The organism is Stenotrophomonas sp. LST15-1-1.1 (genome assembly GCF_040815575.1).
In the GTDB taxonomy this organism is placed as follows: domain Bacteria; phylum Pseudomonadota; class Gammaproteobacteria; order Xanthomonadales; family Xanthomonadaceae; genus Stenotrophomonas; species Stenotrophomonas lactitubi_B.
Genome location: NZ_JBFPNJ010000030.1, coordinates 305,926 through 330,278 on the forward strand (window position 1 = coordinate 305,926; position 24,353 = coordinate 330,278).

18 protein-coding genes are annotated in these 24,353 nt (G+C 66.9%); 5 read left to right on the forward strand and 13 right to left on the reverse strand.

Going from position 1 to position 24,353, the window contains the following annotated elements:
* Position 1: 1 nt before the first annotated feature.
* On the reverse strand, positions 2 to 2,005 hold the full coding sequence (locus MRBLST15_RS16220) for a hypothetical protein (protein ID WP_367786767.1): 2,004 nt from the start codon (positions 2,003 to 2,005) through the stop codon (positions 2 to 4).
* A 104-nt stretch (positions 2,006 to 2,109) separates the two neighbouring features.
* Positions 2,110 to 2,592, reverse strand: a complete 483-nt coding sequence (locus MRBLST15_RS16225; protein WP_025875473.1) for an Lrp/AsnC family transcriptional regulator — start codon at positions 2,590 to 2,592, stop codon at positions 2,110 to 2,112.
* A 125-nt stretch (positions 2,593 to 2,717) separates the two neighbouring features.
* Between MRBLST15_RS16225 and phhA the strand changes: the two genes are divergently transcribed.
* Positions 2,718 to 3,611, forward strand: a complete 894-nt coding sequence (gene phhA, locus MRBLST15_RS16230; RefSeq protein ID WP_367786769.1) for a phenylalanine 4-monooxygenase — start codon at positions 2,718 to 2,720, stop codon at positions 3,609 to 3,611.
* Positions 3,612 to 3,702: 91 nt separating this feature from the next.
* Entirely contained in the window at positions 3,703 to 4,353 is a 651-nt protein-coding gene (locus MRBLST15_RS16235; protein ID WP_367786771.1) for a DMP19 family protein, read from the forward strand.
* A gap of 29 nt (positions 4,354 to 4,382) precedes the next feature.
* Here MRBLST15_RS16235 and MRBLST15_RS16240 read toward each other — a convergent pair whose 3' ends face one another.
* The 9 genes from MRBLST15_RS16240 to MRBLST15_RS16280 all read right to left on the reverse strand — a co-directional run bounded on the left by MRBLST15_RS16240 (position 4,383) and on the right by MRBLST15_RS16280 (position 13,896).
* A complete protein-coding gene (locus MRBLST15_RS16240; protein ID WP_367786773.1) occupies positions 4,383 to 5,480 on the reverse strand; it encodes a GDSL-type esterase/lipase family protein in 1,098 nt (365 codons plus the stop codon).
* 92 nt (positions 5,481 to 5,572) lie between these two features.
* Entirely contained in the window at positions 5,573 to 6,328 is a 756-nt protein-coding gene (kduD, locus tag MRBLST15_RS16245) for a 2-dehydro-3-deoxy-D-gluconate 5-dehydrogenase KduD (RefSeq protein WP_367786775.1), read from the reverse strand.
* A gap of 80 nt (positions 6,329 to 6,408) precedes the next feature.
* Positions 6,409 to 7,257 carry a 5-dehydro-4-deoxy-D-glucuronate isomerase gene (gene kduI, locus MRBLST15_RS16250; protein ID WP_089241851.1) on the reverse strand — a complete coding sequence of 283 codons (849 nt, stop codon included), beginning with the start codon at positions 7,255 to 7,257 and terminating at the stop codon, positions 6,409 to 6,411.
* Positions 7,258 to 7,486: 229 nt separating this feature from the next.
* Positions 7,487 to 8,545 (reverse strand): LacI family DNA-binding transcriptional regulator, encoded by a 1,059-nt coding sequence (locus MRBLST15_RS16255; protein WP_025875485.1) that lies wholly within the window; start codon positions 8,543 to 8,545, stop codon positions 7,487 to 7,489.
* A gap of 38 nt (positions 8,546 to 8,583) precedes the next feature.
* On the reverse strand, positions 8,584 to 10,173 hold the full coding sequence (locus MRBLST15_RS16260) for a family 43 glycosylhydrolase (RefSeq protein WP_367786778.1): 1,590 nt from the start codon (positions 10,171 to 10,173) through the stop codon (positions 8,584 to 8,586).
* Positions 10,174 to 10,190: 17 nt separating this feature from the next.
* Positions 10,191 to 11,474, reverse strand: coding sequence for a TRAP transporter large permease (locus MRBLST15_RS16265; RefSeq protein WP_265951066.1), 1,284 nt, complete (start codon positions 11,472 to 11,474; stop codon positions 10,191 to 10,193).
* Between the two features lie 3 nt (positions 11,475 to 11,477).
* Positions 11,478 to 12,014 carry a TRAP transporter small permease gene (locus MRBLST15_RS16270; protein WP_367786780.1) on the reverse strand — a complete coding sequence of 179 codons (537 nt, stop codon included), beginning with the start codon at positions 12,012 to 12,014 and terminating at the stop codon, positions 11,478 to 11,480.
* Between the two features lie 10 nt (positions 12,015 to 12,024).
* Entirely contained in the window at positions 12,025 to 13,029 is a 1,005-nt protein-coding gene (locus MRBLST15_RS16275) for a TRAP transporter substrate-binding protein (protein WP_265951064.1), read from the reverse strand.
* 39 nt (positions 13,030 to 13,068) lie between these two features.
* A complete protein-coding gene (locus tag MRBLST15_RS16280; RefSeq protein ID WP_265951063.1) occupies positions 13,069 to 13,896 on the reverse strand; it encodes a 2-keto-4-pentenoate hydratase in 828 nt (275 codons plus the stop codon).
* A 175-nt stretch (positions 13,897 to 14,071) separates the two neighbouring features.
* Between MRBLST15_RS16280 and MRBLST15_RS16285 the strand changes: the two genes are divergently transcribed.
* The 3 genes from MRBLST15_RS16285 to MRBLST15_RS16295 are packed head-to-tail and all read left to right on the forward strand — an operon-like array spanning position 14,072 to position 17,295.
* Complete coding sequence (locus MRBLST15_RS16285) at positions 14,072 to 15,037, forward strand: alpha/beta hydrolase (RefSeq protein ID WP_414716156.1); 966 nt, start codon at positions 14,072 to 14,074, stop codon at positions 15,035 to 15,037.
* Positions 15,034 to 16,656 (forward strand): carboxylesterase/lipase family protein, encoded by a 1,623-nt coding sequence (locus MRBLST15_RS16290; RefSeq protein ID WP_367786784.1) that lies wholly within the window; start codon positions 15,034 to 15,036, stop codon positions 16,654 to 16,656. Before MRBLST15_RS16285 ends, MRBLST15_RS16290 begins: the two co-directional genes overlap by 4 nt.
* A gap of 51 nt (positions 16,657 to 16,707) precedes the next feature.
* Entirely contained in the window at positions 16,708 to 17,295 is a 588-nt protein-coding gene (locus MRBLST15_RS16295; protein ID WP_205404633.1) for a cysteine dioxygenase family protein, read from the forward strand.
* Between the two features lie 92 nt (positions 17,296 to 17,387).
* On the opposite strand, the gene MRBLST15_RS16300 is transcribed toward MRBLST15_RS16295, so the two are convergent.
* Together MRBLST15_RS16300 and MRBLST15_RS16305 are read right to left on the reverse strand one after the other, a co-directional pair.
* Positions 17,388 to 21,191: a LamG-like jellyroll fold domain-containing protein gene (locus MRBLST15_RS16300; protein ID WP_367786786.1), complete on the reverse strand. Its 3,804-nt coding sequence runs from the start codon at positions 21,189 to 21,191 to the stop codon at positions 17,388 to 17,390.
* Positions 21,192 to 21,327: 136 nt separating this feature from the next.
* Positions 21,328 to 24,090: a TonB-dependent receptor gene (locus MRBLST15_RS16305; protein ID WP_367786788.1), complete on the reverse strand. Its 2,763-nt coding sequence runs from the start codon at positions 24,088 to 24,090 to the stop codon at positions 21,328 to 21,330.
* Positions 24,091 to 24,353: the final 263 nt, after the last annotated feature.

Genomic DNA, 24,353 nt, shown 5'->3' on the forward strand with positions numbered 1-24,353 from the left:
GTCAGCGCCGCGGCGGCGGGTAGCCACTGGCCAGGCGTCGCTGCCGGCGCCGCTCATCGACCGCCCGGTCGTGCCGCTGTGCACTCAGCTGCAACTGTTCCATCGCGTCGCCCGGCAGCCACAGCTGCTGCTGCGCACGGGTGATCGCGACGTAGGCTGCGCGCACCGGGCTGTGCAGCGCGCGCGCATCATGGCCGCTGTCGAAGCAGCACGGCGCCATGGACACCGTGGCGAACTGCAGGTTCTTGGCATGCTGGGCCAGGCACAGCACGATGCTGGCCTCGCCCGCATCGACCAGCTGCCCGAGCAGGCGCTGCAACGCGGCAGCATCGAAGCCGCCGGCAAACAACGCGGGGATATCCGCCTGCCCACGCTTGGCGCAGACCTGCACGAAGCTCTCCCAGCGTTGTCCGGGGCCACCACCGGCGGCGCTGCGCCATGCATCGATCGGGCCGTCCACCTCTTTCAGCAGGGCCTGCCGCGACGTCGGATGCAGGTGCACGCGCGCGCCGCGCGCAACCAACTCGTTGGCTTCCAGCAGCATCCGCCACAGGCTGCCGTACAGGCGGGCGCCAGTGCTGGGCACCACCGACCAGTCGTCGTAGCGGCGCAGGCCGGTGGCGCGGTCGCTGGCCCCCATGAACGGTGCCGGCTCGCCGAGATCGTCCAGCGCCAGCGACTGGTTGACCAGCGCATCGACCTGGCGCCCCTGGCGCACCGACTGGTGCATCTCCAGCGTTTTCGCCGACGACCAGCGCTGTACCCGTCCGCTCAGCCGTTGATGCGGATCGCCCAGGCTGACGACGCCGGGCGCGTGGGTGGCCAGCAGCTGTTTCCACGCCGGGCTGAGATCGTGCGCCTCATCGACCAGCACCATGCCCAGCGACACCGGCAGCGGCACGCCACGCAGCGCCAGCCATTTACCGATATGGCCCGCATCCAGCCGCAGGCACCCCCCCTTCTGCACCACCGCATCGAACATGCAGCGCCAGACGAACTCCGCCGCCGCGACAAACGGCGTGGCTTCCTGCTGCGCTGCCCCCAGCGAGCGCTGGAAATGCCAGGCCTGCAGGTTCGGCGCTGACGACGCGCACCAGCGGTTGATCGCATCCAGCGCGATCATCAACACTTGGTCCGGCCGGCGCACGCCGATCGCCGGTAGGCCGAGGCGGGCAGCCGCTTCGCGCAGGGTCAGCGTGCTCTGCCGGTAGGTGGGTACGAAGCCGCCGGTCAGGCCGTTGGCGGCGGCATGGCGGGCGATCGTGTTGGCGAACTCGATCTGGGTCAGCAGGCGCGTGCGTGCGTCGGCCGGCAGCCGCGCGCGGAATGCCTCGACCTGGCCACGCGTGGGCGCCACGTAGGTGTAGCGGCCCGGGCGCGCCTGCAGCAGCGCCAGCACCAGATGGCCCTTGCCGGTGCCGGCATAGGCCTGCAGGTCGATCAGCTCATCGGGATTGGCCGCGATCGCGCGCAGCACGCGTGCCTGTTCGGAGGTGAACAGGCCGTTGTGCTGGGTCGCGTGCGTCGTCTGTTCGTCATCGCCGGCGTCTTCGTCATCGCCTTCGGCGAGCGATGTCGCCGGGAAATGGATCGTGTGTTCTTCCAGGGTGATACTGCAGGCCGCCTGGAAGTCTGCGCCGGGATATGCGTGCGGCGACACGGCCAGCACCGCCTCCATCACCTCGTCCGGTGCCAGCAGCACGTCCTGCGCGGCCAGCACGCCCAGCCAGGCCTCCAGCGCACGCGCATCCTGTCCAGCGCTGGCCGCGAGCTGTGCCTGCGCAGCATGGCCATCATCCGCAGCGAACAACGCACAGGCATCGTGCAGCACGCGCTGCAGCTGGGCGGCCGGTTGCTTCTGCCGGCGACACAGCATGGCCACCAGCAGGCCGGCCTGCTCCAGCGGGGTGTCCGGCGGCGTACCGTCGGTCAGGTGCCGCAGCAGGCTCTGCTCGCGCAGCGGAAGGAACACCAGGGAAGACGTCGAGGATGGGGTATCAGACATGCCGGAGCCAGAAGGAATCACTGCGCTGCCTGCGTGTTGACGGCCGTCGCGGGGCACGATGCTCGACCAGTGCGCGCGCGCCGTCAAACATCACGGCGTCCCGCTCATTCAAGCTGCGACAACGGCAGCGCTTGGAAACCCTTCACCGTGCGCAGCACGAAGCTGGAATTGGCGTCGGCCACGCCACCGGCGTTGAGCAGCCTGTCCAGCAGGAAACGCGAGAAGTGCTCCAGATCGCGCACATAGACATGCAGCAGGTAGTCCATGTCGCCGGTCAGGGCGTGGCAGGCCACCACTTCATCCCAGGCCTGCACGCTGTCGACGAAGTGCCCGATCGCGGCCTGGTCATGCTTTTCCAGCTGCACGCGCACGAAGGCCTGCAGCCCCAAGCCGAGCCGGCGCGGCTCGAGGCGCGCGCCATAGCCGACGATCACCCCTTCGCTTTCCAGCCGCTGCAAGCGACGCAGGCAGGCCGACGGCGACAGGTTCACCCGTGTCGCCAGCTCGGCGTTGGTGGCGCGACCATCACGCTGAATTTCGGCCAGCAGACGTATATCCGTGCGATCGAACTGGACTTCTCCGGCCATTGTTGCCCCGCAACATGGTGAGTACGCAATGATATTGCGCCAAGGCGGCTGATCCGCGCAACTTTTGCAACCCTGTTGCGCGCCCCCTGCCCTAGCATCAACGGTATCCCGTCAAGGAGTCTTCCATGGACCTCGCCCAGCCCCGCCGCGTCGAACACCAGCAGACCGACAAGGGCTACGTGCCGGTGTACACCACCGCGCTCGTCGAGCAGCCGTGGGACACCTATAGCGCCGACGACCACGCTACCTGGAGCACGCTGTACCAGCGCCAGCGCGAGCTGCTGGTCGGCCGCGCCTGCCAGGAATTCCTGGATGCACAGGACGAAATGGGCATGAGCGCGCACATGATCCCGCGCTTCGACCAGCTCAACGAAGTGCTCGGTGCGGCCACCGGCTGGACACTGGTGGGCGTGGAAGGCCTGCTGCCGGAGCTGGATTTCTTCGATCACCTGGCCAACCGCCGTTTCCCGGTCACCTGGTGGATCCGCCGCCCCGACCAGATCGACTACATCGCCGAACCGGATCTGTTCCACGACCTGTTCGGCCACGTGCCGCTGCTGATGAACCCGGTGTTCGCCAACTACATGGAGGCGTACGGCCGTGGTGGCGTCAAAGCGCACGCGATCGGCCCCGAGGCGCTGCAGAACCTGACCCGCCTGTACTGGTACACGGTCGAGTTCGGCCTGATCGCCACGCCCGAAGGCATGCGCATCTACGGTGCCGGCATCGTCTCCTCGAAGGGCGAATCGCTGTACTCGCTGGAGTCGGCCGCACCGAACCGCATCGGTTTCGACCTGCAGCGGATCATGCGCACGCGCTACCGCATCGACACCTTCCAGAAGACCTACTTCGTCATCGACAGCTTCGAGCAGCTGATGCAGGCGACGTCGCCGGACTTCACCCCGATCTATGCCGCGCTGGCCGACCAGGCGCACCTGCCGGCGGGCGACGTGCAGGCCGACGACCGCGTGTTCCAGGCGGGTACGGGCGAAGGCTGGGCTGATGGTGGGGATGTGTGAGTAGGCAGCAGAGGTCCGGCTGAACTTCAAAAGCATCTGCAGCTTTTGAAGTTTAAGGGGCCTGGTTCAGGCCTCTGGTATCCTGCAGGCCATGACCGATTTGTTTACCGACCTGCGGGTTACCGACGTTGCCTTCAACGACGACTTCGTCCTGTTGACCCTGGCCGATGGCCGCCACACCCGGCAGCCATTGCGCTGGGCGCCAGCCCTGTTCGAAGCCAATGCCGAACAACGTGCGCAGTGGGTCACCACCGCCGATGGCCTGGGCGTGAACTGGCCGGCGCTGCTGTCGGCGCAGGAGCGCGGCGTGGTCGATGTTCCGAACCAGGTGTGGATTGACCGCTATGAAGCCGCCCTCGCCCGCCTGCAAACGCATGCCTGGAAGTTGGATGCGCTGTCTGACAAAGACCAGCAGCTGGTCGCGTTGTGGCGGATGGAAGCAGACATCAACAACGGCGGCTTCATGCAGTTCCTGTGCAACTGGGGCGACCCCACCTGCCAGCTGGCGCTGCGCGCATTGCAGGCGATGAGCGCAACACAGACCCACGCGATCCTGGCGGGCATGCGCGGGCTGCTGGATCGTCTGGAAGACGACCCGGCGATCAAGGAACTGACCGACCTGTATGGCGCGATGACCGAGCAGGAGCAGGAGGCACTGCATGCCTTCGATGAAGCGTATTTCGCGCGGCCGGAAGACTTGGCCCGGTTGGGTTTGAAGCATTTCGGCCCGGAGCCGTTGTAGAGCCGAGCGCACGCTCGGCTGCGTTTCAGTTACCGCGGATACGCCAGCAGTACCACCAGATCCTCATCACCCACCTGCTGCAGCGCATGGCTGCTGCCCTTGCGCGTCAGCAACGCATGCCCCGCACGCACGTCGTGCTGTTTTCCGTCCAGCACATAGCTGCCCTGCCCGCTCACGATGTAGTAGATCTCATCCTTGTGCTGCGGATGCAGGCCGATGCCCGCGCCCTTGTGCAGCACGCGCTTGCGCAGCACGAACGGCAGGCCCTGCGCATCGGCGAAGAACGGGTACGCCGTGGTCGGCCCGGCGCCGCCATGTGGGCCCGGTTGTGCGCGCGCCAGAGTGTCTTCGTGCACCACCTGCGAGGCACGCGCAGGATCGCCGCCCTGCCCCACCCCCATTACATCGCAGTCGATATCGCGCACCAGTGCAGGCTGCAGCGCCGGCAGAACCTGCACCGCCTCGCGCAGCACCAGGCACGCCACCGCGTTGGCGCCGGCCACGCTGAAGTGGGTGCCGTCGGCCTTGTGCTGTTCCGGCACGAACAGGAAGTACGGGCGTGCACCCTGCTCGCCCAGCGCCCGGATCCAGCGCATGCTGCGGTCGTTGAGGTCGATCAGTGCCACGTGCTCGCGTGTGGCCAGTTGCTGCATCGCCAACGTGTAACGCGCGTGCGTATCCAGCAGCGAACCGAAGTCGTACAGCAACCGTGCCACCGGCGTGACCAGCACCGGCGTGGCACCCTTGTCACGCGCCACCTGCACGTAGCGCATCAGCATCCGCGGGTAGTCACTGTCCGGATCGGTATAACGCGTCCGGTCTTCGAACTTCGCATCGTTGTGGCCGAACTGGATCAGCAGCACATCGCCGCGACGCAGTTCGCGCCCAATGGCATCCAGGCGTCCTTCGTCGATGAAGCTGCGCGTGCTGCGCCCACCCTTGGCGTGGTTTCGCACTTCGAAGCGCGCCGGATCCAGGTAGCTCTGCAGCGCCTGGCCCCACCCCGCCTGCGGCGCACGCTCGGGCCCGTATTCGGCCGCAGTGGAGTCACCGGCAATGAACAACCGCACCGGCGCCGCATGCGCGGCGGCGCTCGACAGCAGCAACAGCAACAACAGCCTTCGCATCGCCAGCCCCCTGTAGAGCCGAGCCACGCTCGGCTGTTTTTTGATCAGAGCGCGACAGCCGAGCATGGTTCGGCTCTACAGACCGGTGTGCTTCAGCGCGCCAGCCAACCACCATCGACCGGCAGCACTGCGCCGTTGACGTAGTCCGACGCCGACGAGGCCAGGAACACCGCCGCACCGGCCAGATCTTCCGGGTTGCCCCAGCGGCCGGCCGGAATGCGCTCCAGAATCGCCTTGTTGCGGTCTGCATCGGCGCGCAGCGCGGCGGTGTTGTCGGTGGCCATGTAGCCCGGCGCGATGGCGTTGATGTTCACGCCCTTGCCGGCCCACTCGTTGGCCAGCAAGCGGGTGATGCCGGCGATACCGCTCTTGCTGGCGGTGTACGACGGCACGCGGACGCCGCCCTGGAACGACAGCATCGAGGCGATGTTGATGATCTTGCCGCTGCCTTGGGCGATGAAATGGCGGCCGGCAGCCTGCGAGATGAAGAATGCCGACTTGATGTTGACGTTCATCACGTCGTCCCAGTCCTGCTCGCTGAAGTCCACCGCATCGGCACGACGGATCAGGCCGGCGTTGTTGACCAGGATGTCCAGCCTGCCGAGGCCTTCGATGGTTTCGCGCACCACGCGCTCGACCGGCTCGATGCTGATCAGGTTGGCTTCCACTGCCAGGCAGCGGCGGCCCAGTGCGGTGATCTTTTCGATGGTTTCGGTCGGCGGAGCGATGCCGGCCACGGCGACATCGGCGCCGGCGGCGGCCAGTGCCACCGCGATGCCCTGGCCCAGGCCGGTGTTGCCACCGGTTACCAGAGCGACTTTTCCATCCAGGCTGAAGGGATTGGTCATTGCGTATGCGTTCCTTGGTAGAGGCGTGCGTGATGCAGGCAAGCGGCCACCGCACGCCGTGCGCGGTGGCCCGTCAGCGCTTACTTGAGCTGGCAGATGTCCAGCACGTGCATGTCGGTGTAGTCCAGGTTCTCGCCACCCATCGCCCAGATGAAGGCGTAGTTGCTGGTACCGGCACCCATGTGGATCGACCACGGCGGCGATACCACCGCTTCGTTGTTCTGGATGACGATGTGGCGCTGTGCGTCCGGCTCGCCCATGAAGTGGTAGACGCGGTCGCTGTCGCCCAGGTCGAAGTAGAAGTAGACCTCGCTGCGGCGGTCGTGCAGGTGCGGCGGCATGGTGTTCCACACGCTGCCAGGCTTGAGCACGGTCAGGCCCAGCAGCAGCTGCGAGGACTGGCAGGTGGCCGGCACGATGTACTGGTAGATGGTGCGTTCGTTGCTGGTTTCCAGCGCGCCACGATCCAGTGCCACCGCGTCCTTGATCGACAGCTGCTTGGTTTCAAAGCGCGCATGGGCCGGGGTCGAGGCCAGGTAGAACTGCGCCGGGTTGGCCGCATCCTGCGAAGCGAAGACGACGTCCTTGCTGCCCATCGCCACGTACAGGCCATCCTTCGGCCCCAGCGTGTACACGGTGCCATCGACGGTGACCGTACCGGTGCCGCTGCCGACGTTGATGATGCCCAGCTCTCGGCGCTCCAGGAACGGATGGCCGGCGGCCGAGGCCGGTTCGGTCTGCGCGGGCAGGGCCAGCGGGCCGTTGACCGGCGCGGCGCCCCCCAGCACGAAGCGCTCGTAGTGGGTGTACTTCAGGGTCACCGCATCGGCGTTGAACAGGCCATCGAGCAGGTACAGCTCGCGCAGCTGATCGTTGCTGGCGCCCTTGATGGCATCGGGATGAGTGGCGTAATGGGTCTTGCAGTACATGGCTTCTCCAGAGCAGGGGGCGGGCCGATGGTTCGGCCCCGGCACGGTTCACGGTCGATTCTAGCCAGACAGGAAACCGGTGTCATTTTGCGCCGCACGATACCGGTCAGGCGGCTTCGGCGGGGTGGGGCGGGTGGAGTGTCACGACCAAAGGTCGTGACCTACCGGATTGATCCCTTTGGACGCGTCGCGAGCAAGCTGGCGACCTACACGACTGATTCCTTCGGAATCAGTCCTCCGGCGGTTGGCAGGAATCGCGCACGATCAGGTGCGGACGCACGCTGGCGATCTGCAGCGCAGGCTGGCCTTCGGGCTGGATCAGCATCGCCGCTGCGGTGCGGCCGGTATCGCGGGTATGCCGGCGCACCGAGGTCAGCGACGGCCACAGGCGCGAGGCCAGCGGGCTGTCGTCGTAGCCGACGATGGACAGCTGGCGCGGAATGTTAATGCCCGCGCGCAGTGCAACCTTGTAGATGCCGGCGGCCATTTCATCGTTGCCGGTGAAGATGGCGGTCGGCCGACGCTTGCCCAGCAGCAGTTTCTCGGCGGCGGCCACACCGGATTCGAAGGTGTAGCCGGCCTCGATGATGCGATCCTTCGGCAGCTCGATGCCACGCTGCGACAGCGCCTCGATGAAGCCGGCGGTGCGTTCGTGCGCCGAGCGGTAGGCACTCGGGCCGGTTACCAGGGCGATATCGCGGTGGCCCAGCGAAAGCAGGTAATCGGCCGCTTCGGCGGCACCGTCGCGGTCGTGGGTGACCACCATCTGCGAGGTTTCATCCAGCGGCAGCGCCGCCACGCGGGTGAAGCGGCAGCCGATCTCGTCCAGCATGTCCGCCAGCGCCTGGTCTTCGGATGCACGCGGCACCAGGATCACCCCATGCAGCTTCTGCTGCTGGGCGAAACGGCGCACGCCGTCGATGTAACCCGGGCTGCGGCTGTCGCAGGGGTGCACGACCAGTTCGAAGCTGGAGCCGCGCAGCGCATCCAGTGCGCCGTACTGCATGTCCACGATGTACTGCGCGGTGGGGTTGTCGTAGACCATGCCGATCAGGAACGAGCGGCGGAAGGCCAGGCCACGGGCCAGCGGGTCGGGGGTGTAACCGACCTCGCGCATCAACGCTTCCACCTTGTCGCGCGTGTCCTTGCGCACCAGCGGCGAGTTGTTGATGATCCTTGAAACCGTTTTCTTGGATACACCCGACAGTCGCGCGATGTCGTTGATCGTGGCTGCCTTGCCCTTTGCCAATGCCGGCGTAGCGGCATCGTTCTTGTTGCGCACTGACATGTAGTGAACCCGATAAGCCTGGGGATTCCAGCGCGCGCTCAGTCCAGCGCGCGATAGCGGAAGCTGCGGAAGGTTACCGCACCGTTGCCGGCCGCATACAGCGCCGGTTTCAGTGCCAGGAACCTGCCGGCCACATTGTGATGGTAACCGGACACTTCCATCTGAACCGGATACTTCTGCCAGCGCTGGCCATCGGCGCTGGAGTGGATGGTGACGATGTGGCGGTTGTTGGTCACCCGCAGCCAGAGCCGGCCGCCCTTGGCACTGGCCGCCAGCCGGGTGGGGCGCTCCTCGCCATAGCGGTGCATGACGAACTGCTCGCCATTGCTGCCCACGCCCACGTACAGGCGGTCGCTGTAGAACAGCAGGGCACCGCCGACCGCGCCGGGGGCGATCTCCATCTCCACCTCGAACTGGTAGGCCGGGTCGCCGGCGATGGTGGTCAGCGGCGAGGCATCGCGCGGCGTGCTGCCCTTGCCCTGCAGCACCAGGCCGTCGCCGCTGAAGCGCAGGCGCCGGTATTCATCCACCGCCGGGTTGAAGAACGCCCACTGCGGGCCGAGCGTGCGGCCGTTGAAATCATCGGACAGGGCCATCCCGTGCGGCGTCAGCGCGCTGCCCGATGGCTTGCGCAGCGGCTGCCCGAGGTCCCCGCCCTTGGCCACGAACCAGCCATCGGCGGTCCACTCGATCGGCTCCAGCAGGGCCTGCCGGCCCAGCGTCCAGAAGCCGTTCTCGTAGCCGTGGTACATCATCCACCAGCGTCCGTCGGTGCCTTCGATCACCGTGGCATGACCCCGCGACCACCACGGTTCGGCGGCCGACTGCGTGCGCATGATCGGGTTGTTCGGCGCGTTCACCCACGGGCCGTGGATCGAGCGCGAGCGCGCGGTGATCACCATGTGCCCGGTCGGTGGGCCGGCAGTGCCGCCCACCGCAGTGGTCATGTAGTACCAGCCATCGCGGAAATGGATCTTCGGGCCTTCCTGCGCATAGGCCTCCACGTCCCAGCTTTCCGGGTAGCGCCAGCCGTCGTACACATGCTTCGGCGTACCCGCCACGCTCAGGCCATCATCGGCCAGCTGCACGTAGTCGCCACCGCTGAGGAACAGGTAGCGCTTGCCGTCTTCACCCACCGCGTGGCCGGGGTCGATGTAGCCGCCCAGGCCGATGTCGATCGGTGCGCTCCAGGGGCCGGTGATGTCATCGGCCCAGACCACGAAGTTGCTGCGGCGCTCACCGGTGCGTGCCGGGAAGTAGATGAAGTAGCGGCCCTGGTGCTTGACGATGTCCGGCGCCCAGATCGCGCCCACGTTCTGCGTGATCGCATGACCGAGCGGCTGCCAGTTGACCAGGTCGCGCGAGTGCCAGATCGGCAGGCCGGGGTAGGCGTCGAACGAAGACAGGGTGAGGTAGTAGTCCTCGCCGTCCTTCAGCACCGACGGATCGGGCCTGTCACCAGCCAGCACCGGATTCAGGAAGGTGCCATCGCCGAGGTCAGCCTGACGCTGCTGCTCGATGCCGCGCTTCCATTGCGCGGGCGCGGGATCGGCAGCCAGTGCGGGCAACGCGGCCAGCAGCAGGCCGAGCAGGGCGGTTGCAGCTGCGCGGTGCAGCGTCTGTGTCATGGGATCGGCTCCGGTCATCAGGCGCGCAGCGCGGTGGGCAGCCACAGCGACAGCGACGGGAAGAAGGTGACGATCAGCAGCACGCCCAACGCGGCGAACCAGAACGGCCAGATCGTGCGCATGCTCTGGCCGACGCTGATCTTGCCAATGGCAGTGCCGATGAACAGCACCGAGCCCACCGGTGGGGTGACCAGGCCAAGGCCACCGGTCAGCACCAGCACCAGGCCGAAGTGGATCGGATCGATGCCATAGGCCTTGGCCACCGGCAGGAAGATCGGCGTGCAGATCAGGATCATCGGTGCCAGGTCCATGAAGGTGCCCAGCAGCAACAGCATCACCACGATCATCAGCAGCACCATGAACTGGCTGTGCGCGAACGACTGCAGGAAGTCCACGGCCGCCGCAGGCACCTGCAGGTAGGCCAGCAGCCAGCCGAACACTGCCGCAGTGGCGATCACGAACAGGATCACGCCGGTGCTGCGCGCGGCATGGATCACGGTGTCGAAGAACTCGCGCCAGCGCAGCTGCCGGTACAGCACAGTGGTGACCAGCAGGGCGTAGACCACGGCGATGGCCGCGCTCTCCACCGCGGTAAAGATGCCGGCGCGGATACCGACGAAAATCAGCGCCACCAGGCCGAGACCGGGCAGGGCGGAGACGATGCGCAGCAGTACTGCGCGCCAGCCCGGGAACACTTCCACGCCATAACCACGGCGACGCGCGACCACATAGCCGGTGATCATCAATGCCAGCGTCATCAGCAGCGCCGGCACGATGCCTGCGGCGAACAGATCGGCGATCGACAGGCCACCACCGGCAGCGGCCGAGAACAGGATCAGGTTGTGCGACGGCGGCACCAGCAGCGCCACCAGCGCGGCGGTGATGCTGACGTTCACCGCGAAATCGCGGTCGTAGCCGCGCTTGACCATCTGCGGAATCATCGTGCCGCCCACGGCCGAGACATCGGCGATGGCCGAGCCGGACACACCGCCGAAGAACAGCGAGGACAGGATCGACACCTGGCCCAGGCCGCCACGCATGCGCCCCACCAGCGATGAAGCCAGGGCGATCAGGCGTTCGGAGATGCCGCCGCGCATCATGATCTCGCCGGCGAAGATGAACAGTGGAATGGCGATCAGCGAGGCCGAACCGGTGCCGGCGGAAATCTGCTGGACCAGCACGATGCTGGGAATGTCCAGGTAGAGCAGGGTAGCCAGCGCGGCGGCGGCCAGCGCGTAGGCCACCGGCACGCCCAGCAGCAGCAGCGCGGCGAAAACAGAGAACAGGATGGTGATACCCATGGATCAACGATCTCCTTCAGCGTCGGCAGCGTCGGCGTCAGCTGCCGTGGCATGCAGCGCCTTCCACGCACGGTTCAGTGCGAACAGCAGCATCAGCGCACCGCCCACGGCCAGCGGCAGGTAGTTGATGCTTTGCGGCAGGTTGGCGCCTGCGGTCTTGATGTCCATGCCATCGAGCAGCAGGTCGGCCGACCAGAACGCGATGAAGCCGCCCAGCACGGCCACCACCAGCTGGGTGAATACATCCACGGCCCGGCGCAGACCAGCACCCATGTAGGCGTGCAGCAGGAAGAAGCCGAAGTGGCGGTTGGTGTGCACGCCGCAGGCCGCGCCCAGGCTCATCGCCGTGGCCAGCAGCAGCAGGGTCACCGGCTCGGTCCAGCTGGGCGAATCGTTGATCACGTAGCGGGCGAACACCTGCCAGCCCTGCACCACCACCAGCCCCAGCAGCGCAGTCACGGCGAAGTAGATGGCGATGTCGGCGATGCGGTCCAGCAGGCGCTGGCCGGGGCCCGCGGCGGGAATCGTCGTCTCGGTCATGGCAGTGTCCTCAGGCGGCGGCGTGGATGCGGTTGACCAGCGCGGCCAGTTCGGGCTGCTGCAGGTACTGCTGCAGCAGCGGCTGGGCGGCAGCGCGGAACGCGGGAAGGTCCACCTCGTTGGCTTTCACGCCAGAGGCCAGCACCGCGCGGCGCGCAGCATCTTCAGACGCATCCCATTGCTCGCGCATCACCTTCACCGAAGCGCGTGCGGTCTCCAGCAGCAGCTGGCGGTCGGCCGGCTGCAGGCGCTCGAAGCTGGCGCGCGACATCAGCAGCACGTCCGGTGCATACGAGTGATCGCTCTGCGACCAGTAATGCGCGGCCTCGAAATGCCGGCTGGAATGGAAGCTGCGCATGTTGTTCTCGGCGCCGTCGATCATGTGCGTCTCCATGCCGGAGAACGTATCGCCCAGCGACATCGGCGTCGGGTTGGCGCCGAGCAGGCGCATCAGCTGGATGAAGATGTCCGAGGACGCCACGCGCAGTTTCAGCCCGTGCAGATCACCGGGCTGCACGATGGGATGCTTGGTGTTGTAGAAGCAGCGCGCGCCGGAATCGTAGATCGCCAGGCCGACCAGGTCACGGCTCTCGAAACCCCGCAGCACCGCCTCGGCGATGCCGCCATCGAGTGCGGCGCGCTGGTGCGCCACCGACTCGAATACATACGGCAGGCACAGTGCCTGGGTCAGCGGAAATGCGTTGTTCAGCGCACCGGCATACACGCGGGTGATGTCGATGGCACCGAAACGGGCCATGTCGATCGCTTCCGATTCGCGACCGAGCTGGCCGGAATGGTACTGCCGCAGGCGCAGGCGACCGTTGCTTTCGCGCTGCAGCGTTTCGCCGATCCACTTCACCGCGGTCACGGTGGGGTAGTCGGCCACATGCACGTCGGTGGCCGTCAGCAGCTGGCCACCGTCGATGGCATCGGCGGGCCCACGGCCACAGGCCGCGAGCATCGGGGTGGCCAGCGCAGCAGCGCCACCGGCCAGGAAGTGTCGTCGTGTGATCATCTGCGCCCTCCCGCGCGTGTTCACCGGATCGTGCGGCGGTTACCCGGCCGGCACGGCCCTGCAGGCAATCTCGCCGAAGCCGGCAAACCGCACCAGCGCCGTCTGTCCTGCGGTGATGTCATGGATGCCGGTGGCGTTGCCGGTGGCGATCAGGTCGCCGCGCCGCAACGGCCGGCCGCGCAGCGCCGAACGGGACAGCGCGAACGCATACGCCGCACGCAGGCCGCCGGGCAGGCGGGTCGCTCCGCCAGTGCCGACCACCTCGCCCTCGATCAGGGTTTCGGCGCGCAGGCCGGTCTCGTCGCGGGCGGTCCAGTCGGCAATCTCCGGCCCCAGCACCAGGCCGTTGTTGTTGCCGAAGTCGGACACCACCACGCGCGGGCCAAGCTCGTTGATCGTCGCCAGCGGGCTGCTGGCCACTTCCACGCCGATGTACAGGCGCGCCGGCAGCGCTTCAGCCTGCTCGGGTGACCAGTGCAGCTGTGCGGCCGGAGCGTCCTCCAACAGCTCCAGCACGTACTCGGCCTCGACCGCGCCGAAGCCGCCGACAAACACCGGGATGTCCACTGTTCCACCGGTAGCATTTTTCAGCTGACGCGAGAAAACCGGGCCCAGCAGGCGGTCGTCGCCGGATGCGTCTCGGCGCTCGGCAGCGATGTAGCCAACCTTCCAGCCCACCACCTGGTCATCCCAGCGGGCAATGGCCAGATCCTGCACCTGGTAGGCAGCCACCAGGTCAGGCGGGACAAGGCCCGGGAAGCCGGACAGGGCCTGGCCGGCGCGGCGCGCGGTGGTGAAGGCGTGGGCGATCGCGGCCGCATCGTCCGGCGGCGGCGTCTGCCCATGTATGCCGTGTTCGTTGCTCAAGAACGGTCTCCCTCTGGCGTTGTTGCACTGCCCATCGACAGCGTCTGCAGGAGGTGTATATGGTAAACCGGTGTCATCGTGCAAGCCGCAGCGCATCACGAGCGCTTGCCGGTGACCTCGGCCACTCTGTTGCATCCCCGTCGGAGCCCTGCCCACCATGCGTTTTTCCCGTGTGCTGTTGTTGCTGTCCGGTCTGCTGCTGGCCATCCCTGCGTCCGCTACTGATGCGCCGCTGCGCGCGGGCGAGCGGTTGGGCAAGGAGCTGGCTGGAGAACAGATACCCCTGTGGCCGGCCGGGCAGGTGCCCGGTGAAACCGGCACTGCGCGACCGGCCCGCGTGGTCGAGCGCAGCACAGATCCGGCCCACCCCGATCGTTTCATCGACCAGGTCGATGCGCCCTACCTGCTGGTGCACACGCCGGCCCACGGCAACGGCCGCGCGCTGCTGGTGATTCCCGGTGGCGGATACCAGCGCGTGGTGATCGACAAGGAAGACAGTGCGCTGGTGCCGGCGTGGGTGGACCGCGCCGGCTACACCCTGTTCGTGCTGCGCTACCGCCTGCCGCAGGCCGGCCGCGACCGCCAGGCGGCGCTGGCAGACGCACAGCGCGCATTGCGCGTGGTGCGCGACCAGGCCGCACGGCGCAGGCTGGATGCCGACAGCGTGTCGGTGATGGGCTTCTCCGCCGGTGGCCACGTCGCCGCACGGCTGGCCACCGGCTTCGATGCACCGGTCTACCCGCCGCGCGATGCCATCGACCGCCTCAGCGCGCGTCCCGCCCGCGCGGTGCTGGTGTATCCGGTGATCGACATGGGCCCGCATGCACACAGCGGCTCACGCGGACGCCTGCTGGGCGGGCAGGCCGATGCGGCGCTGGCCGCGCAGTACTCGATGCAGCAGCACGTACGCGCGGACATGCCACCGACGCTGCTGATCCACGCCAACGACGACCGCGTGGTCAGCGTGCACAACAGCGAGGTGATGGCGCAGGCGCTGGCCAAAGCGGGCGTCGAGCACGAACTGCATCTGTTCGCCCACGGCGGCCATGGCTTCGGCATGCGCATGCCACCCGATTCGACGTTGGCGGTGTGGCCGTTGCTGGCACAACGCTGGCTGCAGGCAACGGAGGCGGCACATTGAACCAAGCCGATACCAACCTGCAGCGCCGCCGTTTCCTGCGCGACAGTGCACGCTGGGCGCTGGCCACCGCTACCCTCACAGCGCTTCCAGTATCCGCGACGCCCGGACCACGCGATGACACGCAGTTCGTTGCGCGCGTCCGTGGCGGCCGCGCGCGTGGCCAGCGCGAGCACGGCGTGCACGTGTTCCGTGGCCTGCGTTACGGCGCGGACACCTCCGCCTACCGTTTCCAGCCACCGCGCCGCGAGACGGCCTGGCGTGGCATCGCCGACGCGCTGGAATACGCCGCCTCTGCGCCCCAGACCGGAGCGGACGGACCGGGCAGCGAAGACTGCCTGTTCCTCAACGTCTGGACGCCGGCATTGGGCGACGGCGGCAAGCGGCCGATCCTGGTCTACATCCATGGCGGCGGCTTCAACAACGGTTCCGGCAGCGATCCGTTGTACGAAGGCAGCGCGCTGTGCCGGCGTGGCGACGTGGTGGTGGTCACCGTCAATCATCGCCTGAACACCTTCGGCTACCTGTACCTGGGCGCGCTGGGCGACCCGCGTTATGCGGCCTCCGGTAACGTCGGCCAGCTCGACCTGGTGCAGGCACTGCAGTGGGTGCGCGAGCACGCCGCGGTGTTCGGTGGCGATGCCGGCAACATCACCGTGTTCGGGCAATCCGGTGGCGGCGCCAAGATCGCCACGCTGATGGCGATGCCCGCGGCGAAGGGCCTGTTCCAGCGCGCGTGGACGATGAGTGGGCAGCAGGTCACCGCAGCCGGTCCACGTGCGGCGGCGCAACGGGCGTCCATTGCAATGGACGCGGTGGGCGCGCGCGACCTGCAGGCACTGCTGCGCTTGCCGACGGCTGACCTGCTGGCCGCTACGCGCGCACGCGATCCTTCGCGGGTGGAAAGCACCGCGCTGTACTTCGGACCGGTGCTGGATGAGGTGGTGCTGCCGGTGCATCCATTCTGGCCACAGGCACCGGCGCAGTCCGCGTCGATTCCGATGGTGATCGGCAACACCCGCGATGAGACACGCGCGTTTCTTGGCAACGACCCGGCCAACTTCAGCCTGACCTGGGAGAGTCTGCCGGCGCAGCTGCAGAAGCAGCAGTTCGTCGATCTTCTGCCCTCGGTGGTGATCGCAGAATATCGACGCCTGTACCCGCACTACACGCCATCAGAGGTGTTCTTTGCCGCCACCACGGCCGGCCGTTCCTGGCGCGGCGCGGTGGAAGAGCTGGAAGCACGCGCCCGGCAGACAACCGGTGCCGCACCGACCTGGGCCTACCAGCTCGATTGGCCGTCACCGGTGGAAGAGGGACGTCTGCGTGCGTTCCACACGCTCGATATCCCGCTGGTGTTCGACAACGCTGGCCTGCCCGGTGCCCGCACCGGCGGTGGTGACGACGCCATTGCACTGGCGGCGACGATGAGCGATGCCCTGATTGCGTTTGCGCGTTCTGGTGATCCGAATCACGCAGGAATGTCGCAATGGGCCCCGTATTCACTGCCACAACGGCAGACGATGCTGTTCGATCGGCACAGCCGCGTGGTTGACGATCCACGCGCGGGAGAGCGTGCGCTCTATGCGAAAGTGCCCTTCGTGCAGCGCGGCACGCAGTGATGACACCGCGATGCAAACATTCTGTTAACCCGCCTCGGCTAGAGTCGGTTCATGGAAGCGATGTTCACGCCACCGCCGTTCGCCGGCCGCGAACGCTTGATTGCAGGGATCGACGGCGCCGTCTGCCTGGTTGATCCGAAGGCGATCACCGATGCGCTGCAGCGGGTGCTGCGCGAGGCCATCATCGATCCCCTGATCGAGCTGCCTCCCTGCGTACGTCGTCCGGTGGATGGCCATTACGCACGCCGCGAACTGCACCGCAGCCCTACCTTGGGCTACAGCGTGATCGCGATGTGCTGGGGCCCGGGGCAGGGCACGCCACTGCACGACCACGATGCGATGTGGTGCGTGGAGGGCGTCTGGCAGGGCGAGCTGATCGTGACCCCGTATGCGTTGCTGGAACAGCGTGGCGAGCGTCACCGCTTCGCCGCGCAGGACACGCTGTACGGGCACCGTGGCAGCGCCGGCAGCCTGATTCCACCGTACGAGTACCACACGCTGCGCAACGCCAGCGACGAGGACATAGCCGTATCCGTCCACGTCTACCAGGGCGTGATGGAGCGCAGCGCTGTGTTCGATCCGCTGGATGACGGCTGGTACCAGCGCCGGGTGAAGGTGATGGAGACCGAGGCGTCCTGATAGCGTTCCGCCGGGCATGGCCCGGCGCTACCAGGGCTTGTGGGCAACCGATTCATCGGTAGCGCCGGGCCATGCCCGGCGGAACGCGGAATTCATCGCGGCACATCCACCAGATTGTTGAGCCGCGTCACTTCCTCACCGCCATCGGCCAGCGCAACCCGCACACGCAGGCCGCTGCGATCACCCGCCGGCAACGGCAACGACACCACTGCGGTCTTCGGCAGCAGGTCGGTCGGTGCGGCCATCGCCGGTACTTCGGTACGTGCGATCTCGCGGCCACGCGCATCTTCCAGCACCGCAACGCCCACGCCGCTGGCCACATGCCCAAGGCCGTGCACTGTCACGTGTACCTGGCGCCCGTCCACCCGCACATCACCACGGCCTACGCCCAGATCCGGACGCGTTTCCACCGGCGTCCCCGCGGACACACGCTCGAACTCGAAGACCTCGGTGCGCCCAGGCTGGAACTGCATCGGTACCGAAGCACTCGTCTCCAGCTGCACGATGCGCTCGCGCGGCGTACCGTCGATGCGACCATCGCCGTTGGCATCCACGCCACTGCGCACCCGCCAGGTACCGCTGCCCACGTTCCAACCGGTCATGTCGGCGGCGATCACGCGCGCGCCGAGGTTGTGGCTGGTGACCGTGAAACGCTCGCGCGAGGGCGCATGCACCAGCAGCGCCACCTGTTCGGCGGCACCCTCACGATCGAAGCGCCAGCTGACGGTGTGACCGGGCCAGCTCTGGTTGCGCTTCAGGGCGATGCCACCCAGCCGTGCACGCTGCAGGAACTCGCTCGGCGCTTCCACCCGGTCGGACCACCAATGGCCCTCGGTGTTCATGTACGCGCGTTGCGCCTTGGCCTGCAGGCCCTCGGCATGCAGCGCGTCGATGTACTTGCGGTCGCCGCTGGCCTGCCAGGCCATCAGGCTGGCGAAGCCGGTCTTTCCGGCATCGGCCTCGGCAGTCAGCAGCGGGTACCAGTCCTGCTGCCGGCCCAGCGCCTCCACGTAGTTCTCGCCGAGGTTGGCCAGCGCGCCGGGCCCTCCGCGCTGCACGCGGTAGTCCAACGCCCGCAGGTACTTTGCGTCGCCGGTCCAGCGCCATGCCGCCCAGAACGTATGCATGGTGTCGCCGCTGCCGGAGCCGTTGTTGAGTTCGCCGCCGCGGGTCTCACCGGTCGCCCAGTTGATTTCGTTGGGCAGGGTGAAGCGGCCCTTGTCGTCGGTACCGGCGTGGGCCAGATAGCCATCCGCCAGGCCGATCACCAGCCGGCGCCCGGTCGGGTCGGCGTTGTACTGGCCCAGCAGGAAGGCCGGATGCAGCACCGGGAACGAGTACGGCTTCTGCCATTGCCAGTTCGGTTCGCGATAGACCTTGTTGCCACCGAACCAGTTGCTGGAGAACAGCAGATGACCCTGTGGATTGCGCAGGATGATGCGCTCCTCGAACGCCTTCACCGTTTCCATCAGTCGTTCCAGGGTCAGCGGATCGCCCCAGTTGAGGTAGAGCATCGCGCTGTTGGTGTTGATGCCTTCCTCGTAGGCATGCAGCTCGTCGGTCTCGATGGTGCTCAGGCCATTGCTGAACATGCCATTGCGGTACACCGCATCGGACAATGCGGTCAGCGAGGCATTCAGGCGGTCCGGCTGCACGCCCATCAGGGCCAGCCCCGGCCATTGCTGGGTCAGGTCGGAATCGTCGGAGATGCCGCCACCGAAATCGCCGTAGGCCACCTGCCGCTGATCGATCCACCAGTCGACGAACTGCCGCACCTGGGCCAGATCCTGCACCTGGTGGAACGCCCACGCCGGTACCCCCTTGGGCACCTCCGGCGCGGTGTACGGCGGTCGCCCCTGGCTGTTGTAGCTGATGTAGTTCCAATACAACCGGCCCAGCTCGTGGTCCGGGTCGACCCGCAGCAGATCGCTCAGGTCCGCGTATACGCGCGCGTAGAGGCGCTGGCGCTTGGAGGTGGTGTGTTCCTCCACCAGGAAGCCCCAGTTGTCGCGCACTTGGTTGAAGCGGTCGGCCACGTGCTCCTTGATCGCCTCGGCGCGTGGCTTGAACACCAGACGCACCTGCGCACCGTCCAGTGCCTTGGCGTCGAAGCCGGGCGCAGCCGAGGCGATGCTCAACCACAGACTGTCGGGCGTCAGGATGCGGTCGCGCAGGTCCAGCCACAGCGTGCGCTTCTGCCCGGGCTGTACCGAGACCGAAACATCGATCATGTCGCGTGCCGGCCAGATCGGATCCTTGATGCGGATGTTCAGCGGGATCAGCCCATCGTGCGTAGCCGGCAGGTCCAGCGCGGGGATGTCGATGGCCACGCCGTCCAGGCCGTCATGCATGTTTTCCCAGCTGTAGGCCCAGCTGCGGATCAACGGCTGGTTGGCCGGCGCATCGCCCACGCCGGAGGGAATCAGCACGTGCACGATCGGCTTCGGCTGGGCCGGCAGCGTGTCGGCGCTGCGGCGCCGCGAGCCTGCGCCCTTCGGCAATGCCATCACCGTGCTGCGTTCGGCCATCGGGTAGCGGCCCTCGATGTAGCGGCGCAGGGTGTCCAGATTGGTGTAGTCGGGCAGCGCCTGGCTGTCGATGACATAGGTCTGCTTGACCGTGCCATCGGGCTCGGCACCTTCGCTCACGTCATACGCCCAGATCTCCTGGATCGGCGTTTCCTGTTCGACGTTGCTGAAGCGCAGCACGCCGCCGGTCTGCGCCGGAATATCGTCGACGCTGCGCACCACGCCTTGGGGACGCGTTGCCAGCACCTGCGTGGCGTGCGCCGCATCACGGCCGTGGGCCAGCGTGCCGAACGCCGCACCGCGGATCTCCACGCGGTTGACGGTCTCGCCCGCCGGCACAGTCAGGTCCAGATGCTGGCCGCTTTCCACATAGGTGTTCCAGTCCGGCAACTGGAAGTAGTCGTTGCGGCCGGGCAGGCGCGAGCGGTTGTAGACGCCGGGCCAGGTGGTTTCGGCGATGCCGTCGGTGGCCTTCCACATCCACGCCTTCATATCGCGGGTATCGGCGAACTCGATCTTGCGGATGCGCGTGCCGGCGGCGGTCAATGCCGGTGGCGGTGCGCCGTCCCAGCCGAAGCGATGGCGCCAGGCGCGGTCATCTGCAGCGTTGGCAACGGCGCTGCTGACAGCTTTGCCACGCGCGAGCGCACTGACCGCCGCAGCATCAAGCATGCGGTCATACACGCGGATGTGCTGGAAATCGCTGCCGCGCAGGAAGTTGTAGCGGCTCTGCACCTGGTAGGGCGCCATCACCCGTCCGGCCAGGCCAAGCTGGTCCAGCGCTGCATCGTAGTCACCGCTGGCCTGCACACGCGCCACCTCGCGGCCATCGACGAACAGGCGCACGCCCTGGTCTTCATCCCAGGCGAAGGCCAGGTGCAACCATTGGTCCGCGCGTGGCGGCGTGTCCATGCGGAACGACACGCGCGTGCGGGCGAGGTTGGCATCGGTGACGAACGCATCGAAGCCGTGCCCGTTCCAGTCGATGCGCAGCCAGGCCATGTCCCAGCTGCTGTGGTCGGCATAGCCGACGCGGAAGATCACGAACGGTGCTTCGCCCACCGCGTAGCGCGCGCGCCAGTCGAAGGTGAGGGTGCCGCGCTGTGCAAGGATGTTTCCCGGCGCATCCCAGGCCAGCACGCCGTCGTCCTGCCATTGGATCGCCTTGCCGCGCGCTCCGTCGTCGACGATGTCGACCTTGTCGCGGAAGTTCGGCACTGCCTCACCCTGCGCCACCACGGCCTCAAGGCCTTTGCCGGCATCGACATGGAACAGCAGCGTGGGCGCATCGGCGGCGGCCATCGCGGGGCCGGCAGCCAGGGCCACCGCCAGCAACAGGCAGCGGGACAGGATCGAGCGGTGCGGCATCAGGCGTTTCCTTTCAACGGGCGACGGCCGGCAAGGGCCGCCGGACCGTAGCAAGGCCACGCCGCGACGGCACCTTGCGGCGCAGCAGCGATCGTGGCGAACGACGGCGTGCCGGGTGGCACGCCGTCGGCGTTGCTCAGAACTTGTAGCGCAGCCCGAGCAGGTACTGGCGGCCGGTCTCGGTGTACTGCAGCGGCAGGCGACCGGTCAGCGGCGAGTACACCCACTCGTCGGAGGCTTCGTTGGTCAGGTTGATGCCTTCCAGGCTCAGTTCCAGCTGGTCGCTGATCTTGTAGCGGATGGACGCATCGAACACCGTGGTACCGGTCATGCCGTGGTAGCCATCGAGGTTGAAGCCGGTTTCCTGGCCTGGTGCCTGGGTCAGGTAGTCATCGCGGTTGGTGGCCGAGATGCGCCCGGCGAACTTCTCGCCTTCATAGAACAGCGTGGCGTTCCACGACGACTTCGACAGGCCGGTCAGGTCGGTCTTCATCACCGGCTGCCCGGCCGCGTTGATGTACTGGATCTTCGATTCCACCCAGGTGTAGTTCAACTGCACGCCCAGGTTGGCCCACTTGCCCGGCAGGAAGGTGAAGGGCTGGGTGTAGTTGGCCTCCACGCCATGCAGCTCACCGCCCGGAGTGTTGACTGGCTTGCTGTAGGTGAAGTCATCGCTGGCCGAGGCGCCGGTGCCGGCCAGCAGCGAAGCCGGCAGGCCGCTGTCGCTGTACGGACGCACTTCGCGGGTGGTCTGCACGAAGCTCTCGATGTCCTTGTAGAACAGGCCGATGCCGGCCATCGCGCCTTCGGCGAAGTACCACTCGAAACCGAGGTCGACATTGGTCGCACGGATAGGATCCAGCACCGGGTTGCCACTGGAGATGGTGCGTGCACCACCGGCCACAGCCACCGTCGCGCCCGGCGTCAGGCTGCCCAGCCCCGGACGGCTCATCACCTTGGCCGCACCCAGCCGGATCAGGAAGTCCGGGGTGACTTCAGCCACCAGGTTGAACGAGGGCAGGGTGTCGTCGTAGGTGCGGCTGACCGTGGTTTCGACGGTGCCGTTGGCCAGCGTCGACTGCCCGGTGGACGACTGCTTGGTGCGCACGTAGCGCACGCCGAAGTTGCCCGACAGCGGCAGCGAACCCAGTTCGGTGGAGAACTCACCCATCAGGTAGGCGCCACGGTCCTTCTCTTCAACGCTGCGCACGTTGTTGGCACGCGGGGCAACGGCGAAGGTGCCGCTGTTGCTGTAGATGTCCAGCTGTTCGGCGATCGCATCCAGGTCCGGCACGACCCAGTTCGACGGACTGCCGCTGATGCCCTTCAGTCCGGCCTGCTCGGTCAGGTTCACCGGCACGATCTTGCTGCCGCCGGCGAAGTTGGGCACGGCCAGTTCGCTGGCGCGGCGCAGTTCGACGGTCTTGAACGTGTAGTCCTTGGCCAGCACGCCGCCCTTCAGTCGGAAGCCCGGGCTGATGTTCCAGTTGAAGTCGATCTGGCCGGTGTCGAAGTCGTTGTCCACGTACTGCGGACGCAGGCGGATCTCGGCCAGTTCCCAGCCGTTGGGATTGGTCGGGTCGATGCCGTAGTTGAGCACCGGCGCACGGCTGTTGCCACGGTAGTCGTAGCTGTAACCCTTGACGTCGTACTTGTCCATGATGACGGTGGTCTGCACCGGGTTCTCGTGCTTGGAGCGTGAGATGCCGAGCTTGCCGGACAGCGTGAAGTCATCGCCGAAGCGGTGCTGGCCGTTCAGCGCGATCTGCTTGAATTCGGTGCTCCACTCGTCGTGGCGGTTCTCGGTGCGGATGTCGACGTTGTCGAATTCACCGTAGAGCAGTGCGTTGTCGCGGATCTCGCCGTTCTTGACGATGGTGGTCGGCTTGCCCGACAGGCGTGCGCTCGCGTTGGCGCCGCGGCTGAAGGAAATCGCTTCGATGTAGTGCTCGTCGCGCGTCGCATCGATCTTCGAGTACAGCGCATCCAGCGAGATCTCGGTGGCGTCGTTCGGCTTCCACTGCAGCGAACCGGTCACGCCCAGCCGCTTCTGTTCGTGTTCCATCTGCACGTAGCGCGGGAAGCGCGGATGGAACACGTTGGCGCCACGCGCGGCGGCGAACGGCGAGGACGCGGCGAAGTTGCCGTTGCTCGGGCCGTTGGCCCAGCGGCCGGTGTTGGAACCTTCCTCCAGCGCCTGCCGTTCGGAATAGGCAACCGACAGCAAGGCGCCGAAGGTGCCATCGGCGAAGGTGTTGGAGACCAGCGCGGCGATGCGCGGGTCGGCCTTCTCGGCCATCGCGTTGTAGCTGGCCTGGCCGCTGGCGGCGAAGGTGAAGCCGTCGTAGTCGAACGGGCGCGCGGTACGCAGATCGACGGTAGCGCCCAGCGAGCCTTCCTCTACATCGGCCGAGGCGGTCTTGCGCACCAGCAGCTGCGAGAACAGGTCCGAGGCAAACACGTTGAAGTCGAAGCCACGGCCGCGGTTGGTGCCGCCGCTCTGGTCACCGGCGCCGACCGTGGTCAGCGCTTCCATGCCGTTGATGCGCACGCGGGTGAATTCCGGGCCGAGGCCACGCACCGAGATGTTGCGGCCTTCGCCGGCCTCGCGGGTGATGACCACGCCGGGGATGCGCTGCAGCGACTCGGCCAGGTTCAGGTCGGGGAACTTGCCGATGTCCTCGGCCACGATGGCATCGACCACGCCGGCTTCGCCGCGCTTGATGTCCAGCGCCTTCTCCACGCTGGCGCGGTAGCCGGTGACGGTGACCGTATCCAGGTCGGTGGCGTTCGGGTTGGCGCTCTGCTGCTGCGCGCCGGCGTTGCCTGCCAGGGCCAGTGCTACGGCCATCGCGAGCAAGGTAACCGGTGTCTTTTTTTCATGGTTCCGAGAATGCATGCCTTTCCCCTCTCCCAAAGGTCTGGTATCGCGGCTGTTTCAGCGTGATGACACCGCTGGTCAGGCCGGACGTTAACAGCACGTTCCCGATCCGGCATCTTGCACCGCAACAGATCTGAAATGTCTCCAAGACGCTTGCAGGACAATGCTTCCAACAGTTTGGTAGGCTTAGGGCAAGGCCGAGCGGGATTGAAATGACACCGCTAGCCAATTCCACGCCCCACGCGTGGTCCACTACCACGCCGCCCAGTGTCACATGCGGG

Coding starts and splice junctions, on each gene's coding strand:
- MRBLST15_RS16260 (WP_367786778.1), bottom strand. CDS start 10,173: ATGACACAGACGCTGCACCGCGCAGCTGCAACCGCCCTGCTCGGCCTG.
- kduD (WP_367786775.1), bottom strand. CDS start 6,328: ATGACCAATCCCTTCAGCCTGGATGGAAAAGTCGCTCTGGTAACCGGT.
- MRBLST15_RS16275 (WP_265951064.1), bottom strand. CDS start 13,029: ATGATCACACGACGACACTTCCTGGCCGGTGGCGCTGCTGCGCTGGCC.
- MRBLST15_RS16235 (WP_367786771.1), top strand. CDS start 3,703: ATGACCGATTTGTTTACCGACCTGCGGGTTACCGACGTTGCCTTCAAC.
- MRBLST15_RS16305 (WP_367786788.1), bottom strand. CDS start 24,090: ATGCATTCTCGGAACCATGAAAAAAAGACACCGGTTACCTTGCTCGCG.
- MRBLST15_RS16255 (WP_025875485.1), bottom strand. CDS start 8,545: ATGTCAGTGCGCAACAAGAACGATGCCGCTACGCCGGCATTGGCAAAG.
- kduI (WP_089241851.1), bottom strand. CDS start 7,257: ATGTACTGCAAGACCCATTACGCCACTCATCCCGATGCCATCAAGGGC.
- MRBLST15_RS16265 (WP_265951066.1), bottom strand. CDS start 11,474: ATGGGTATCACCATCCTGTTCTCTGTTTTCGCCGCGCTGCTGCTGCTG.
- MRBLST15_RS16270 (WP_367786780.1), bottom strand. CDS start 12,014: ATGACCGAGACGACGATTCCCGCCGCGGGCCCCGGCCAGCGCCTGCTG.
- MRBLST15_RS16225 (WP_025875473.1), bottom strand. CDS start 2,592: ATGGCCGGAGAAGTCCAGTTCGATCGCACGGATATACGTCTGCTGGCC.
- MRBLST15_RS16240 (WP_367786773.1), bottom strand. CDS start 5,480: ATGCGAAGGCTGTTGTTGCTGTTGCTGCTGTCGAGCGCCGCCGCGCAT.
- MRBLST15_RS16295 (WP_205404633.1), top strand. CDS start 16,708: ATGGAAGCGATGTTCACGCCACCGCCGTTCGCCGGCCGCGAACGCTTG.
- MRBLST15_RS16220 (WP_367786767.1), bottom strand. CDS start 2,005: ATGTCTGATACCCCATCCTCGACGTCTTCCCTGGTGTTCCTTCCGCTG.
- phhA (WP_367786769.1), top strand. CDS start 2,718: ATGGACCTCGCCCAGCCCCGCCGCGTCGAACACCAGCAGACCGACAAG.
- MRBLST15_RS16300 (WP_367786786.1), bottom strand. CDS start 21,191: ATGCCGCACCGCTCGATCCTGTCCCGCTGCCTGTTGCTGGCGGTGGCC.